Genomic DNA, 15,410 nt, shown 5'->3' with positions numbered 1-15,410 from the left:
AGAAGGCACCGTGGCTGGTGCGGCCTACAGTGGCATCCGATCGATGTCGTCAGCCACCCACTCGGCACCATTCCACAGCAGGTTGGCTGCGAGCGGCAATTGGTGTGAGGCGCTCTCCACAATGTGCATAAGATATCCAGCGGTGTTGGGAAACGCCACAAGATCCCCAGCAGCCACTCCCGCCGGAAATTCGAAGCGGCGGCGAAGCAGGAGCTCCTCTTCGATACAATAGGCTCCCACGAGGAACGCGCTGTCGAAAGTTCGTTCCCTTCGGGGCTGTCCTTGGTGCACCAGTAGTGGATCGACCAGGAAATCCGCTGACGTGGAACGGCATTGGGTCCGGTTCATGTGCAACCCCACCAGTGGCACGCCGTCGCTGCGATTTTTCGTGAACGCCACCTCGGCGATGGTCATGCCGCAACCATCCAGCAATGACCTGCCGGGCTCGCAGCGCAGCTGGATCTGCGCGCGACGCAGCGAGGAGGCGATGGACGCGGAGCCTGGTTCGGGCACGGAGCCGAGTATTTCACCCAGCCAGGCACCCCGCACGAGTTCTTGGTGGTACGGGTAGACCCCGGCAGCAGGGGCGCCCCCGGTTGCGCCGAACCTGTCAGATTTCCACGTCAATGTCTCATCGCCAGCGGGCAACGGTTCCAACGTGGACCAGAAATTTTCCCATTGCTCGGCACTATCCACATAAGACATGGGGATGCCGCCACCCATGTCCACGAACGTTGGCTCGTGGCCCATGGTTCGCAACTGGCCGATAAGGCTGAGCGCCTCACTGATTCCAAGAGCGCGGGCGGACGCGTCGTAACCGTTGAGGTGGAAGTGAATGCCGGCCACTGTGACGCGGGAGGCAAGTTCGGTGTCCCCCAGGACTTCCAGCCAGCGGGCAGCGAGGAGGCCAAAACGGGTGGGCGGGATCGCGGGGTGGGCAACTGCCAGCCGCAGAGCCACTTCGACGTTCTCCCCGCGCTCATCCGCCAATTCACTGACCACTAGCAGCTCATCCTTGTTATCCACACTGATAGTCACCCGGGACGCGATGGCCAGCTGCAACAAAGCCCTGGATTTCACTGCAGCAGTGACGATAATCCGCTCCGCCGGCACACCGCGGTCCAGACACTGGCGCAACTCATTGAGACTTGCCACGTCGACGCCGCATCCCTCACGGATTGCCTGATCGATCGCCCCCATCGTTTTGTTCGCTTTGCGGGCAAAATAGATTTGAAAATCGATGCTGTGGGCGGCTGCCACTGTGCGCAACTCTTGGGCATTGCTCCCAAGTGCTGCGAACTCATGAACATTGACGGGGGAACCGTAAGCGTCGATCAACTCCCGGCAGCGAGCAGGACTGTTCAGTAGATCCTCCATCCAAGTTTCGAGTCGGGCAGTCAACGGGGCGGTTCCGTACATTTTTTCGTTCATCAGCATTTCCCTATGAGTCGAATTGGTCGATGACACGGTCCGCGACGCGCTGGGCCCACAGACTGTATTCCCCATGCAGAGCCCGATTCAGGGTGTCGTGGCCCAGCGTCGGATCCTCGGAGGGACGGCCCAGCGCGGCCAGCGACTCAGTCCTGGACCCGTCGCGGGCCAGGGCGGTGCCATCCACATCGGTCAGCAATCCGCGGTCGCCATCGCCGACCGAGACGTGCCCACTGTGCAAGAGGCCAGCGATAATGTCACTGCTGGGGCGGCCACCAGGTGCCGCAGTGTGGAGCGCACCTGGCCCCGGCGTCACGGCGTCCACCAACACTGCCCCGTGGGGCGGGCTCTCCCCCGGTGTGGCCAGGCGAAGAATTCCAGTGTCGAACAGCGCCACTAGCTTAAGTGCGGTTAGCTCCGGCGGGCCAAAGGCGAACCGTTCCAGGTTGTGGGCGACCCGGACAAACTCTTTCCGCGCCTGGTTGCTCCTGGGCAACCGGTCCATCACCAACACCAGGTCCGCATAGAGCCCTGACCAGACCCTGGCCCAAAGCCACGCTGTGGTGATCGGTGCCGCATAGTGATTGACGGCCAGGCTGCCCCGCAAGCCTGCGGCGGTCGTCACCGCTGACGCCAATGTCCCGGCATCCAGTCCGGGATCTGCGGATCGTCCAGTCATGGCTGTTCGCCACAGCGAGAGGGCGCTCGCCGTTGACCCCATGACGTGGGCACACTCTTGAGCACAGTCAAGCAGAATCGACCACATCCCGGCGAGGCCAACACCGCAGTCGGGCACTTCGTCACGGACCTGCCTGCCCCACTCGCGCAGCGGCTGCTTGTATTGCGCCACGCAGGCGGAAACCCGCTCAGGCACTGATTCGCTCTTCGGGTACATGAGTGACCCGCTGCGAGACGATAAAACGATGTGCAAGGGCTCACCTCCGCTGGCAAGGTAGTGCACCCCTGCTCCGTCATGACAGTCGCCGCCGGGCCACTGCCATGAGCCCCCACGGCCTTCGGTCAACAGAAGCGCCACATCGTAGGCGGTCAGGGCGGCGCCGCGAATCCACACGGTTGACTCCGCAGGGATGTTCTCCGTGGTTAGAGTCGAGTAGTCCCCAATCAGAGCGTGTTGATTTGCGGCTCCGGGAACCGGCGTGAAAGGAACGGCGTCGGCTAGGCCATGCCCTGTAGCCAGCAGAACTTCGTCGTAGTGATGTGACCCGAAGGGGCCGCTCACCCGCCAAGTCGAGCCTGCTCGTTCCACCCCCGTAACAACAAACGGGGCGTGAACTACTGCCATGTTTCCGTGCTGGGAAAGCAACTGAAACTGCTCCCGCAAATACCTGCCCACCAACACTCGCTGCGGGTATTGCTCCGCAGGTGATTCCGGGGCAACCCGCCTCAGCCAAGCGGAGAAATTCTCACTGCTGAGTGAGGAGGAAGCATCCACAATGCCCATGTTCACGTTCAATCGCAGCATGTCGGGTTGCTCTCCTCGCCACACACTGCCGGAGCCGGGAGGAAATGGGTCGAACACATCGACAGTGATCTGGCGGGACGAAGCTGAAGTGAGCCGGTCGTGAAGCGCGAGCAGAGCAAAGAGACTCTTAGGTCCGCCGCCGATCACGGCTAGGCGGATCATTTGCCCCAAAGATCGTCGGATTCGGCCGTGGACCCCTGATCTGGTTCCGGATTGAGCGTGGAGCGAACCCAATCATCGTTGTAGACCGTTTGCAGGTAGGGCACCCCCGTGTCATGGACCATGAACGCAATGCGTGCACCTGCCGCCAGTGTGGGCACCAGCGTTTGCATGGCGGCAACTATTGCCCCCGTGGACGCACCGGCCAGAATGCCCTCCCGGCGTGCAAGTAGTCTGCAACCTCGGACCATGTCGATTTCTTCGATCTGGAAGACCAGGTCCGGATCGGCTCCGGATGCCAACTCCGGCACTATGCCAGCGCCCAGCCCCGGCAGTCGGCGCGTGCCGGACTTCCCGCCGAAGAGAACGGATCCTACGGAGTCCACGGCAACAATTTTGGTGTCAAGGTTGTGCGCCTGAATGTACTGCTGGCAGCCAAGGAGAGTCCCGGTGGTGCTGGTGGCAACGAACAAGTAGTCCAGGTTCCCGCCGGATCCGGCGATGATTTCCGGCATGGTGGTGGTGAAGTGCGCGCGCGGGTTGGCCATGGACCCATATTGATTGGTGGTCACCGAGCCCGGGTTCTTGTCCAGCAGTTCCCTGACTCGACGCCGTCGAGCGGACAACTTGTTGCCATCTGCGGGAGTCTCCACACGATCCACCGTTGCCCCGTACGCCTCCATGAGCTTTAGGGCAAGAGGATTGGCATTCTCATCGACCACTGCCGTGAACTTGACGCCGCGAACCACGCACTGTCGCGCCAAAGCTATGCCCAGATTCCCCGAAGTTGACTCGACAATCGTGCCCCCGGCAAGGAGTTGGCCTGAGCCCAGCAGTTCCTCAACGAGCCCATTCGCAGTCCGTTCCTTGGTGCTGCCGGCAAGTTGAAGCAGGTCAAGCTTGGCGTAAATCTCAACATCGTGTGACCCGAAGAGCCGGCTGAGCTTCACCGTCGGAGTCACAAATGGCTGTAGCGTTCCCAGACTATCCAAAACTGCTTGTCCCATTTCTACTATGCGCACATTCACTTAGGGGCCACCGATGCCAGTGCAGCGGGGCCAAGATTATGCATTACAACCGCGAACTGGTCAAACCGCCATTTTGTTGGCGTCTGGCAAGTCTAGATGCCAATCGGACCAACCCGGCGAGTCTTCGGGGGCGTGTTTCACGGCTTTGGTACTCCTTGTCCGCGGAACTGGCAGCGGCCCGGACTAATCGGCCATCACCTGGGCCACCGGTTTGTGGGACAGTAGAGTCATGACCCGGCCCACACGCAAAGTCCAGCTCGACAGTTCCGATCGGAAAGACGGTGGTGCCGTGGATCAACCCCCGGCGCTGGCTCTTCTGTCCTCGGTCATGCACGTGGCCGGCGTGGTCCATGGGGTTCGCACCCGGATAGCCAACGTCACCGGCTCCGTCCCCACCATCGTCGCCTACCCTGGCTATGGCAGCACCAGCTGGGTGCGCATCCTCGCCCGAGTAGTCCTCATGAAGAAGCCCGGCGCCGCCAACGACACCGTGCGTGGCTGGCGTGCCTTCACGAGCGTGCCGATCCGGCACAGCGAAGTGGAGGTTGAAGTCGGCGGCTTTGTCCATACGGTCCGCGCCGACTCGGGCGGCCTCGTGGACGTAGTTTTGGACGCAGCCTTGTCCCCGGGCTGGCACCCGATCTCCCTGCGGAGCACAGTTGCGGCCCCGGTCGAAGGGCGGATCCTGATTGTGGCGCCGGATGCCACCTTCGGCATAGTCTCCGACATTGACGACACTGTAATGGTGACTGCGCTGCCCCGGCCGCTGCTGGCTCTGTGGAACACGCTGGTGGTCAGCGAGCGGGCCAGGACACCTACTCCGGGCATGGCGGTTTTGTACGATCGGATTTTAGCCGCCAACCCTCAAGCGCCCATGATCTACCTGTCAACAGGACCATGGAACGTGGCACCCGCCCTGGCCCGGTTCCTGGCCCGGAACTTGTATCCCGACGGCGTCCTGTTGCTCACCGACTGGGGCCCCACGCAGCAGCGCTGGTTCCGCAGCGGACCTGATCACAAGCACCGGAATTTGGAACGGCTCGCACTCGAATTCCCTGGTATCAAGTGGCTCCTGGTGGGCGATGACGGCCAGCACGATCCTCAAATATATGCCGATTTTGCCCGCACGCACGCTGTACAGACGGCAGCGGTTGCTATCCGCCAGCTATCCCCCGGTGAAGCCCTGCTCGCCGGCGGCCGCACCTCCGAGGACACGCCTGCAACAGAACATGGTGCCGTGACCTGGGTTTCCGCACCGGATGGGGCCGGACTGGCAAAGCGGCTGAAGGCTCACGGATTCCTCTAACACCCATTTCGTTTCCCTCGCTTCATTCACTCCAACACGAAGGCAGCCATGACAGAGAACAAACACCCGGCAGACCAGCGTGCCGCCGTTGTCATCAACCCGATGAAGTCCCCTGACGACGGCTTCAAGGCGGACTTCTTCCAGCTGTGCGCGGACGCGGGCTGGGCTGAGCCCCTCTGGCTGGAAACCACCGAGGAGGACCCGGGCGGAGGCCAGGCGCGGGAGGCACTTGAGGCAGAGGTCGACGTCGTCATTGCCGCGGGCGGCGATGGCACCGTCCGCTGTGTAGCTGAAGTTCTGGCAGGCACGGGCACGGCAATGGGTTTGTTGCCGCTGGGGACGGGCAACTTGCTGGCCCGAAACCTGGGCATTGACGTCACGGACCCCCTCAACGCCGGCAGGGGCGTTCTGGGTGGAACGGTGACCGCGATCGACGTCGCCAAGGCTGTGGTTGACCACGGGTCGGAGGAGCAGTTTTTCCTGGTCGCCGCCGGGCTGGGATACGACGCCGCCCTCATGGGCGACACCATCGACGGGCTCAAGGATAGGGTGGGTTGGCTGGCGTATGTTGAGGCCGGTATCCGGAACCTGCCGGGGAAATCAGTCACAGCCAAGGTGGTGCTCGACGGCCACTCCACCGTCCACCGCAGGGTTCGCAGCGTGATGGTGGGAAATTGTGGAAAATTGATGGGCGGCTTGGAAATCTTCGAGGACGCCTCGGTCACCGACGGCATCCTGGATCTGCTGGTACTGGCACCCAGGGGCCGGTTTGGTTGGCTTCGCGTCATCGCGGGAATCTTTGGCAGGGGCAGCAACAGCTCAGCGCAAACCCACTCCGGCAAGTCGGTGGAAATAGCGTTGGACGGTCCGCAGGAATTCCAGGTCGACGGCGACCATGTGGGTACGGCAACACATTTGCTCGTCACGGTTGAACCATTGGCGCTGACCATCAGAATGACGCGCTCACCGGAGGAGGGGCAGTAAAACAGCCACCGCCACACCGATTTCATCCTTCCACGAAATACGAACTTCCCGACGCAGCAAAACGGGACGATACTAGGGTCAGGAGCCCGGCAACACAGCTTTAGTGCGCCAGACGGGCCGGAAGGCGGATGGCATGAGTCACAAGGAGAAATCCACGCAGCGTGCACCGTCCCAGAATGGGTGGCAACCGTCAGGTTGGTCTGAGAAGTTCATGGTGGAAGAGCGGTTAGTTCCTGCCTCCACCAGACGGGGGATCTACCTGACATCGCTCGCGCTGTCAGCTGCGGGCTTGGGATTGTTTCTCGTTCTCCTGGTTGGCGTCCTTACACAATCGGGGCTTCAACGTTTTGACCAGCCGGTAGCGACATGGTTCATCTCCCAGCGGTCTGAGACACTAACGGCAGCTGCAATCGTGCTGGCCGTGGCCTTTGGCCCGGTGGCACTTCCCGTCATCGTCCTAGTGGTCATCATCGGCTGGACGCTGCTGGCAAAGCACGCCTGGCGCCCGGTTCTGCTGGCCGCTGGCATGGCCACCGGCTTGCTGCTGGCCCAAACCATCCCCCGGCTTGTCCAGCATCCCCGACCACCCGTAGACCTCATGCTGTTCGGTGCCGACACCACCTTCTCCTTCCCTTCCGGCCACGTCCTGGGCACATCGAATTTCCTGCTGATCCTTGCATTTTTGATCGCCAGCCGGCGCCAGCAAAAGTACCTCACGGCGCTCCTGTTCACCCTTGCCGCGGTGGTGATCCTGGCCCAGGTGGCAAGCCGGCTTTACCTCGGCTACCACTGGCTCAGTGATACTGCTGCGTCGATCACACTCTCGCTTCTCATCCTTGGAGTGGTCATGGCCATCGATACTGCCAGGACGGTTCGCGTCCCCGGCGAACAGGTGCTCGGCGCCCACTCACAGCCTCAGGTGGACGGCACATGAACGCCGGCCAGAAAGCCCGGAAGGCTGCCAGTGCGGCCGGGAACAACCCCACTCTGACCACAGTCGCCAGGGTAGGCTTCGCCGCCAGCGGACTCATGCATCTGCTCATGGGGTACCTGGCCATCCAAATAGCACTTCACCGCGGCGGCGAGTCGGACCAGTCCGGCGCTTTTGCCCAGCTGAACAAACTGCCCGGCGGCACCATCCTGCTGTGGATCACCGTTGCAGGTCTCACTGCCCTGGCGTTGTGGCTCCTGCTTCAAGCAGCGCTCGGCATCGGTTCAACGTCGACGAAGCGTTGGGTTCGCAGCCTGATGTCATTTGGAAAGGCAGTTGCGTACTTGGCCCTGGCCGCCACCGCGCTCTCGGCGGCTCTCCGGCAACCCACGAACTCCACGACCAGCACCCGCCAAGCCAGCGGGAGCATCCTCTCGCTGCCCGGCGGGCAGGCCCTGCTGATAGTGCTGGGAATCGTCACAGCCGGCATCGGCGGCTATCTTGTTTACAAGGGTGCCCGGAAGAAGTTCCATGAAGACATCAACCTGCCTGCTGGCAGTTCAGGGAAGGCAATTGACGTCCTAGGGGTGACAGGCTACATCGCCAAGGGCATCGCCGTCACTACCATCGGTATCTTGTTCGTGGCAGCCGCCATTCAGCTGGACCCCAAAGATGCCTCCGGCCTTGACGGCGCGTTGAAGGCCCTTGCCACGTTGCCCTACGGAGAGTCCATCTTGATTCTTATCGGCGCGGGACTCAGCGCGTATGGGGTCTACAGCTTTGCCCGGGCCCGGCTGGCTCGACTTTGACCAACCGTGGAAGGCAACAACGGCCCTGACCCCCTATGATCTGCCCCACATTTCACCGGGTCAGGCACGGCCCAGCGGTTATGGTTGATGGCGGTGCCCGCAGACGCGTGCCTCGTGGCCGCAGGCCGTGGAGGAACCGACGGCGTGGACCCACACATCAACTCACGTCACCGGTTTGCAGGAAGAAGTTCATGACTCACGCTCGCCCCTTGGCCAACAAACTAGTTCCGGCCGCCACGGCCTTGGCCGCAGCGCTGGTCCTCGCCGGCTGCACACCCGGCAACACAACGCAGGACGCCAGCGGCAATGCCGGCACCCCTGTCACCGGCGGCACATTGGTGTACGCCTCAGGCGACGCCGAACCCAGCTGCTTGGATCCGCACGTTGGCGGCAATTACCCGCAGGCACTGGTTGCCTCGCAATATCTGGAGACCTTGTACACCAAGGACGCAGACGGCACGTTGATCCCTTGGCTTGCCAAGGGATCAACCGTGTCCGAGGACGGCCTGACCCGCACGGTGACCATCCGTGAAGGGATCAAATTCACGGACGGCACCGCCCTGGACGCTGCGGCGGTCAAGGCCAACTTTGAGCACCTTTTGAACCCGGACACCGCCTCATCCACGGGCTACCTGGCCCTGGGCAAGATTGATTCCATGAAGGCAGTGGATGCCAGCACCCTGGAGCTGAAGCTCAAGTCCCCGGACAACTCACTGCTCGAATCCTTCTCCATGCCGTGGGTTGCCATCGAATCCCCCACCGCGCTCAAGCGCACCCAGGCCGAGAACTGTGCAGCCCCCGTGGGCACCGGGCCGTTCAAGGTTGAGTCCTGGAAGAAGCAGGAGTCCGTGAACCTGGTGCGCAATGACGGCTATGTGCTCCCAGACGCCAAGGCCGGACACGCCGGGACCGCGTATCTTGACGCCATCACGTGGCGCTTCATCCCAGAGGCCGCAACCCGCTATGCAGCGCTGCAAGCCGGCGAGGTGCAGGTCATCGATAACGCCCAGCCGGACGCCATTGCCGCCGCTGAGAAGAACACAGCCATCAAGCACCTGGACGCACCCCGCCCCGGCGCCGCCAACCGCATTGAGCTGAACTCCTCCAAGGCACCGTTCAATGACGCCAAAGTCCGCGAGGCCTTCGTTCACGCGGTGAACGTCAACGCCAGCATCGACTCTCTCTTTTTCGGCACCGCCAAGCGTTCGTACTCCCCCCTGTCCAGCGTGGAGCCGCTGGCCTACTCCGAGGAATCCCTGTTCGGCTACGACCCGGCCACGGCCGGCAAGTTGCTGGATTCCGCGGGCTGGAGCCAGCGCGATTCCGCCGGCTACCGGGTCAAGGACGGAACCCGGCTCTCCCTCACCTTCCCGGTGAGCACCAGCCAGTCCATCCCCGCCGAACAGTCGCTCTTTGAGCAGATGCAGGCCACTGCCAAGGAGTCTGGCATCGAGATCAAGATCAAGCTCCTGGACCTCTCCAGCTGGTACGGCGAATTGTTCACGAACAATTACAACCTGGTCTCCGCCCCGTACACCAAGGTTGGGCCCAGCGTGCTGTCCATCCTTTTCCACTCCGATTCCACCATCCCGGCACCGTCGGGCTACTTCGCCAACCTGTCCCAAGTCAAGGACCCCAGCCTTGACGCACTGCTGAACACGGCTGGGTCCACCAAGGATGAGGCCGAACGCAAGGACCTGTACGCCCAGGCACAGAAGAAGGTTCTCGAGGGCTACTACCTGCTGCCGTTGTACAACCAGCAGAACCACTTCCTGTACGCGGAGAAGTTGAAGAACATGGGCGCCACCACGGCCGTTGCCACCCCCACGTTCTTTGACGCCTGGCTGAGCAACTAGAACCCTTCACAAGACGCCCCCGCCCATGAGCACATCCGCAGCCACCCCCACCCGACCACCCGACCTTGCTGGGTCAACCGTCAGGTGGCTGCTGGGGAAGCTCGGCGGGGGCGTCTTTGTGCTGTGGGCGGTTGCCACGGCCATCTTTTTCGGCATCCGGCTGATTCCCGGGGATCCGGCGGAGGCCATCATGGGCGGTCCCGGCTCCCAGGCCTCGGCCGAAGCCCTTGCCGCGGCCAGGGCCCAGTACGGCTTGGACCAGCCGCTGTATGTCCAGTACTTTGGCCAGCTGTGGCGGCTGGCTACGGGCGACCTGGGCACCTCCTATTCGCTGAAGACCCCCGTGGCTGAGGTGCTGGCGGAGCTGTTTCCACCCACCCTCGTCCTGGCTGTGTTGGCACTGCTGGTGGCCTGGATCATGGCACTTGTCCTCGCTGTGCTATCCACGCGCAGCGGTGCACTGGGCACGGCCCTTGGCTCGGGACTGGAGATTGTCTCTGCTGCGGTGCCGCACTTTTGGCTCGCCAGCGTACTGATCCTGGTATTTTCCACCATGCTGGGCTGGCTTCCGCCGGTGAGCACCAACACCCCGGCCGGCCTGGTGCTGCCGGTCATGACCCTGGCCCTGCCGCTGGCGGGCTTCCTGGGCCAGGTCATGCGGGACACCATGATGGCGGCACAGCGGTCAGACTTTGCGCTGTCGGCCAGGGCTCGCGGCGAATCGGAGGTGGGCGTGCTGCTGCGCCATTCGATCCGACACGCCGCCCTTCCTGCCATCGCCCTCTCCGGCTGGGCTTTCGGCTCGCTGCTCTCCGGCGCCGTGGTGGTTGAGGCCATTTTTGCCCGCCCCGGCCTAGGCCGTTCGCTGCTAGCCGCCGTCACGTCCCGCGATATCCCCATGGTCACGGGCGTGGCACTTCTCTCCGCCGCCGCCTACGTGGTCATCATGGCCGTCTCCGATGTTGCCGAACACCTTGCGGACCCGCGGATTGGTCCATCATGAGCGTCTTCCAACAAGGCATGCCGGTGCAGGACCCGCTGCTGGGCCAGCAGAATTTCCATGCACGACGGCGTGCGGCCACCTTTGTGCGTCGGCTCGCGGCAGCTGCAGCCGTGCTGCTCTTTTTTGTCCTGGCCGCCATTGCGCCGAATCTCCTGGCACCGTTTGACCCGTTGGCCATCAACCCTGCAGAGGCGTTCTCCGCACCCGGCGCCGGGCACCTGCTGGGCACCGACGAGTCGGGCCGCGACATTTATTCGCGCATCATCCACGGCGCACGTCCCTCACTGCTCATTGGGGCTGCCGCCACAGCCATCGGACTCGGTTTGGCCTTGCTTCTGGGCACCGTTGCCGGCTTTGGCGGGCGGTGGCTGGACTATGGTGTGGGACGCCTCCTGGAGGTGCTGTTCGCCCTGCCAGGCTTGCTGCTGGCCTTGGTGTTCATCGCCCTTGCGGGGCCCGGCGTGGCCACTACGGTTGTGGCGGTGGGACTGACTGCAGCACCCGGATACGCGCGGCTGATCCGCGCCCAGATCATTGCCCTGCGCAACTCCCCCATGGTGGAGGCCGCCACGGTACTGGGGCGCAGCCGGTTCCAGATCCTCACGGTCCACATCCTGCCCAACGCCCTCGCCCCCATTGCCGTGCTGGCTACACTGGGCCTGGGTCAGGCAATCCTGTGGGCGGCTTCGCTGAGTTTTCTGGGACTTGGCGCGCCCCCTCCTGCACCTGAATGGGGCACCATGCTCTCTGCCGGCCGCACCTACCTCTCGCTGGCTTGGTGGATGACGTTCTTCCCGGGCCTGGCCATTGTGCTGGTTGCCGCAGCGGCCACAGTGTTGTCGCGGTCCCTAAAATCGGCAGGCACACGATGAGAGCGGCCGAACCGATTGTGCGAATGGTGGACCTGGACGTTTCCTTTGGCGGGAGCACAGTGCTGCAGGGCGTGTCCTTCACGGTCAACCCGGGGGAATGTTTGGCCCTGGTGGGCGAATCGGGGTCGGGCAAATCAGTGACCGCCAGGTCCCTGATCGGCCTGGCCGGGCCCGGCTCCCTGGTGCGTGCCAGGACTTTTGACGTTGCCGGCCACGATGCCCGGAACCTTTCACAACGCCGCTGGCGCGGCCTCCGCGGCAACACGGTGGGGTTCATCCTGCAGGATGCCCTGACCTCGCTGGATCCATTGCGAACCGTGGGCAGGGAGATCGACGACGCACTGCGAATCCACTCCAAGGGATCCGGCGCCGAACGAGCCGCGCGGGTCATTGAGCTGCTTGAGGCTGTGGGGTTGGATGACCCTGTCCGCAGGGCGTCCCAACGTTCGGGGGAACTGTCCGGGGGCATGCGTCAGCGTGCACTGATTGCCTCCGCCATCGCCTTGGGCCCGGCACTCATCATTGCCGACGAGCCCACTACAGCCCTGGATGCCACGATTGCCGCATCCGTGATGGCTCTGCTGGGCGGCTTGCGCCACAGCGGCTCCGGCATGCTCTTGATCAGCCACGATCTTGCCGCCGTGGCAACCGTGGCCGATTCCATAGCCGTCATGCAGGCCGGGCGGATCGTGGAACGCGGCACCGCTGAACAGATCTTCAACGACCCCCAGCACCCGTACACCCGCGCACTGCTGGCTGCCGTTCCCGCCGGCAAGCCCCGCTTCACCCGGCTCTCCCCTGCCACCGATGCCAGGGTTTCCGCATCCAGGCCGCCCGCCACGGCTGCGGCACCCAACAGTCAGCCGGCCGCCGTCGTGCAGCCACTGCTTAGGGCACGCGGACTCACCAAGACCTTCCCCCTAGGTAAGTCGGCCGAGTTCGCTGCCGTCCGCAACGTCAGCTTCGATCTCCTGCCCGGCCGCACCCTGGGGGTGGTGGGTGAATCCGGGTCCGGTAAGACCACCACCGCGCGCATGGCCCTGGGGCTGCTTGCCCCGGATGCCGGAACCGTTGACCTCTTCGGTGCGCCGTGGAGCTCCGTTGCCGAATCCGCCCGGCGATCCCGCCGCGCATCGCTGGGTGCCGTCTATCAGGACCCTCTCTCATCCTTCGATCCGCGCCTGTCCACCGGCGCCCTGCTGGCCGACTCGCTCAGTCTGGGTGCCACGCGCAAGCCACGGGCCCATGCTGCGGAGATCACCGAGCTGTTGCAGATGGTGGGGCTGGAACCAGGGCTGGCAGCACGCAACCCCGCCACGCTCTCCGGCGGGCAGCGCCAGCGCCTGGCGATCGCCCGCGCCCTTGCCCCCAAGCCGCGGATCCTGATCTGCGACGAGCCGGTCTCGGCCCTGGATGTCTCCATCCAGGCACAGATTCTGGACCTGCTCGATGAGCTGCAGCAGCGGCTAGGGCTCGGCTACCTGTTCATCTCCCACGATCTCGCTGTGATCAGGCACATGAGTGATGAGGTGCTCGTCATGCGTGCTGGGGAGGTTGTGGAAGCCGGTGTCACCGAGCAGGTTTTCACGGCGCCGCAGCACCACTACACGCGGAGCCTGCTGGCCGCTGCCCCAACGCTGCTCGGCCACTAGCAGCGCGCAACAACGCAGCCGGGCGCACTGCGGCGAGCATCACTGCAAACCATGCGGGCAGGCGCTCTTGAGGCTGGGATGATTGAAGGGCAGCTTTCACCGATGGAGAACCCTTTGAATACCTTGATCCAAAAATTTCTTGCCCTCTTTACCACTGCCCAGCATGAGCAGCCGGAATCTCCTGATACTCGCCTCCCACATGGTGGAATGCCCCTGGCCAGTGCCGCCTACTTGAATGAATTTGCACAACGGCTGGGGCTCGAGGTCGATGACCTCTCACCGGCTGAGCAGGCCGAATTGAAGGCCCGCCTGGACAAGTCCATGGACTTCCGTGAGGAGAACTATGGCTTCCTGTACCACGAGGTCTACCAGCTGGGCCATGGATACTCGCTGGCTGACGCCAGCCGAGTGAGCGCTCAGATCAACGGCATCACCGACGACCCCGCGGCCAGGGCATATTTGGACTACCGCGAGAACGCCGTGGCTGCCGAAGCCCTGATGGCCGCAGGTTCCCTCTTGGCGCAGGAAGGCGATGCGCATGCTGCCGCGCGCCTGTTCAAGCTGGCCGATGCCCGCCGCCACCGCAGCTCGGTGTTGGATTTCGGCGAGGTGGAGGAACAGCCCACGGATCGTGAACTGGCAGAAGCAACTGACCAGGTAGACGCTGGCGCCACTGACGAAGCCAATGACGGCGCAGAGGCGCCAGACCACGAGCCGGAGTCCGGGCTGTCCACCCTCATGTACGGCCCCATCGAAGCCACGAAGCCCATCAAGTAGTCCCGCGGCACGGTACCACTAGTCGGGCCCTTGGCCTGGTGGGGTGCTCAAACCGCCTCCTCGGCGCTGCTCTCCGGCAAGAGCCGGCGCCGGAGGGCGGTGAGGATCCGCCTGATATCTAGGGCCACGGTGGCACCGGGCGTGAGCGATCCGCCGTCCAGGGCGGGGGCGGCGGCGACCGCATCGCTGAGGGCGGACACACTCTTGGTGGCTGCGTCGAAAACTTCAGGCCCGGCCTGGTCTTCATCCCATGCTTTAAGTACGTCCGCCGTTGCGGACAAGCAACTGCCCAACGGCGCCCGCAACCCTTCCCCCATCCGAACATCCAGGGGGCCTGCCCATATTGCTGCGGCGAGGACCTCGGAGAGGTCCCGAACATGGAACGTGATGTTCTCCAGGACCGCCAAATCCTCGTAGCTGTTGGCAAGGATTCGGTGGCGGGAGCGGAGGCGGGCTCGCGGGTTGGCTCGCTGGCTTTCTGCTGCCGCGTGGACGGCCCCACGAACTTCTTTGACGGCATTATCCAAGGACCGCCCGCGGCTAGCCCACTCTTCATGGTCGGGGGGCCAAGACTCACCCAGTGCGGCGGCTGCGTCGTCGAGTTGTGCAATCAGAATTCCCCGGGCGTGGCTGATCCTTGCCTGGGCCGCATCCAAGGCCAATGGCGGGAAAATCGTCACGTTGACCAGCAATCCCACCAGTACGCCCAGCACCATTTGGACGCCGTAGCCCAGCGAGAATGCCTGGCCCTGACTTCCACCAATGATAAGAACCAGCAGCGTCGCCACCGGGATGTAGTCCCGTCCGGCTCCGAGGCGGGGCAGCCCTGCCAGTAGTACTCCTGCTCCCACGGCAAGGGAAATGGACACAACATTGGGGGTTCCCAGCACCAGCACGCCTGCGCCGAGAACGATCCCCAGTATCAGGCCGTACAGCGTTTGCAGCCCCGTCCGCACGGACCCGATGAACGTGGGGTACATGCTCACCAGAACACCGAGAGGCGCGTAGTAGGGGTAGTCGTCCACCACGCCGGGCATGAGCGGAGCCAACCACCACGCAACACCCACGGCCAGGGCAGTCTTGGCGGCGAGCAGCACACGTTGCCCAGCCACGGAGGAT

General features: G+C 63.6%; 13 protein-coding genes. 9 read left to right on the top strand and 4 right to left on the bottom strand.

Annotated elements, in window-relative coordinates; genetic code table 11:
• Window positions 1-24: 24 nt before the first annotated feature.
• The 3 genes from ACX80Q_RS02800 to ACX80Q_RS02790 are packed head-to-tail and all read right to left on the bottom strand — an operon-like array spanning window position 25 to window position 4,035.
• Window positions 25-1,431 carry an alanine racemase gene (locus ACX80Q_RS02800; RefSeq protein ID WP_459328992.1) on the bottom strand — a complete coding sequence of 469 codons (1,407 nt, stop codon included), beginning with the start codon at window positions 1,429-1,431 and terminating at the stop codon, window positions 25-27.
• 10 nt (window positions 1,432-1,441) lie between these two features.
• Window positions 1,442-3,076 carry an FAD/NAD(P)-binding protein gene (locus ACX80Q_RS02795; RefSeq protein WP_459328991.1) on the bottom strand — a complete coding sequence of 545 codons (1,635 nt, stop codon included), beginning with the start codon at window positions 3,074-3,076 and terminating at the stop codon, window positions 1,442-1,444.
• Complete coding sequence (locus tag ACX80Q_RS02790; protein WP_459328990.1) at window positions 3,073-4,035, bottom strand: pyridoxal-phosphate dependent enzyme; 963 nt, start codon at window positions 4,033-4,035, stop codon at window positions 3,073-3,075. The genes ACX80Q_RS02795 and ACX80Q_RS02790 overlap by 4 nt, the downstream gene beginning before the upstream one ends.
• 295 nt (window positions 4,036-4,330) lie before the next feature.
• Here ACX80Q_RS02790 and ACX80Q_RS02785 point away from each other — a divergent pair, with 295 nt between their 5' ends.
• From ACX80Q_RS02785 to ACX80Q_RS02745, 9 genes are all read left to right on the top strand, one after another.
• Entirely contained in the window at window positions 4,331-5,407 is a 1,077-nt protein-coding gene (locus ACX80Q_RS02785; RefSeq protein WP_459328989.1) for an App1 family protein, read from the top strand.
• Window positions 5,408-5,455: 48 nt separating this feature from the next.
• Entirely contained in the window at window positions 5,456-6,391 is a 936-nt protein-coding gene (locus tag ACX80Q_RS02780) for a diacylglycerol/lipid kinase family protein (protein ID WP_459328988.1), read from the top strand.
• A 133-nt stretch (window positions 6,392-6,524) separates the two neighbouring features.
• A complete protein-coding gene (locus ACX80Q_RS02775) occupies window positions 6,525-7,325 on the top strand; it encodes a phosphatase PAP2 family protein (protein ID WP_459328987.1) in 801 nt (266 codons plus the stop codon).
• The gene (locus tag ACX80Q_RS02770) at window positions 7,322-8,131 is read left to right on the top strand and encodes a DUF1206 domain-containing protein (RefSeq protein ID WP_459328986.1); all 810 of its coding nucleotides are present in this window, start codon (window positions 7,322-7,324) and stop codon (window positions 8,129-8,131) included. The genes ACX80Q_RS02775 and ACX80Q_RS02770 overlap by 4 nt, the downstream gene beginning before the upstream one ends.
• Window positions 8,132-8,322: 191 nt before the next feature.
• On the top strand, window positions 8,323-9,987 hold the full coding sequence (locus tag ACX80Q_RS02765; protein ID WP_459328985.1) for an ABC transporter substrate-binding protein: 1,665 nt from the start codon (window positions 8,323-8,325) through the stop codon (window positions 9,985-9,987).
• Window positions 9,988-10,012: 25 nt separating this feature from the next.
• Window positions 10,013-10,990 carry an ABC transporter permease gene (locus ACX80Q_RS02760; protein ID WP_459328984.1) on the top strand — a complete coding sequence of 326 codons (978 nt, stop codon included), beginning with the start codon at window positions 10,013-10,015 and terminating at the stop codon, window positions 10,988-10,990.
• Window positions 10,987-11,862, top strand: a complete 876-nt coding sequence (locus ACX80Q_RS02755) for an ABC transporter permease (protein WP_459328983.1) — start codon at window positions 10,987-10,989, stop codon at window positions 11,860-11,862. The genes ACX80Q_RS02760 and ACX80Q_RS02755 overlap by 4 nt, the downstream gene beginning before the upstream one ends.
• Window positions 11,859-13,514 carry a dipeptide ABC transporter ATP-binding protein gene (locus ACX80Q_RS02750; protein ID WP_459328982.1) on the top strand — a complete coding sequence of 552 codons (1,656 nt, stop codon included), beginning with the start codon at window positions 11,859-11,861 and terminating at the stop codon, window positions 13,512-13,514. Before ACX80Q_RS02755 ends, ACX80Q_RS02750 begins: the two co-directional genes overlap by 4 nt.
• 207 nt (window positions 13,515-13,721) lie before the next feature.
• Entirely contained in the window at window positions 13,722-14,291 is a 570-nt protein-coding gene (locus ACX80Q_RS02745) for a hypothetical protein (protein ID WP_459328981.1), read from the top strand.
• Between the two features lie 47 nt (window positions 14,292-14,338).
• Here the strand turns inward: ACX80Q_RS02745 and ACX80Q_RS02740 are convergent, their stop codons facing one another.
• Window positions 14,339-15,403, bottom strand: a complete 1,065-nt coding sequence (locus ACX80Q_RS02740; protein WP_459328980.1) for an FUSC family protein — start codon at window positions 15,401-15,403, stop codon at window positions 14,339-14,341.
• Window positions 15,404-15,410: the final 7 nt, after the last annotated feature.

The organism is Arthrobacter sp. HLT1-20, assembly GCF_054510895.1.
The sequence above is the reverse complement of the archived record's forward strand: the minus strand, read 5'-3'. Positions and strand labels throughout refer to the sequence as shown.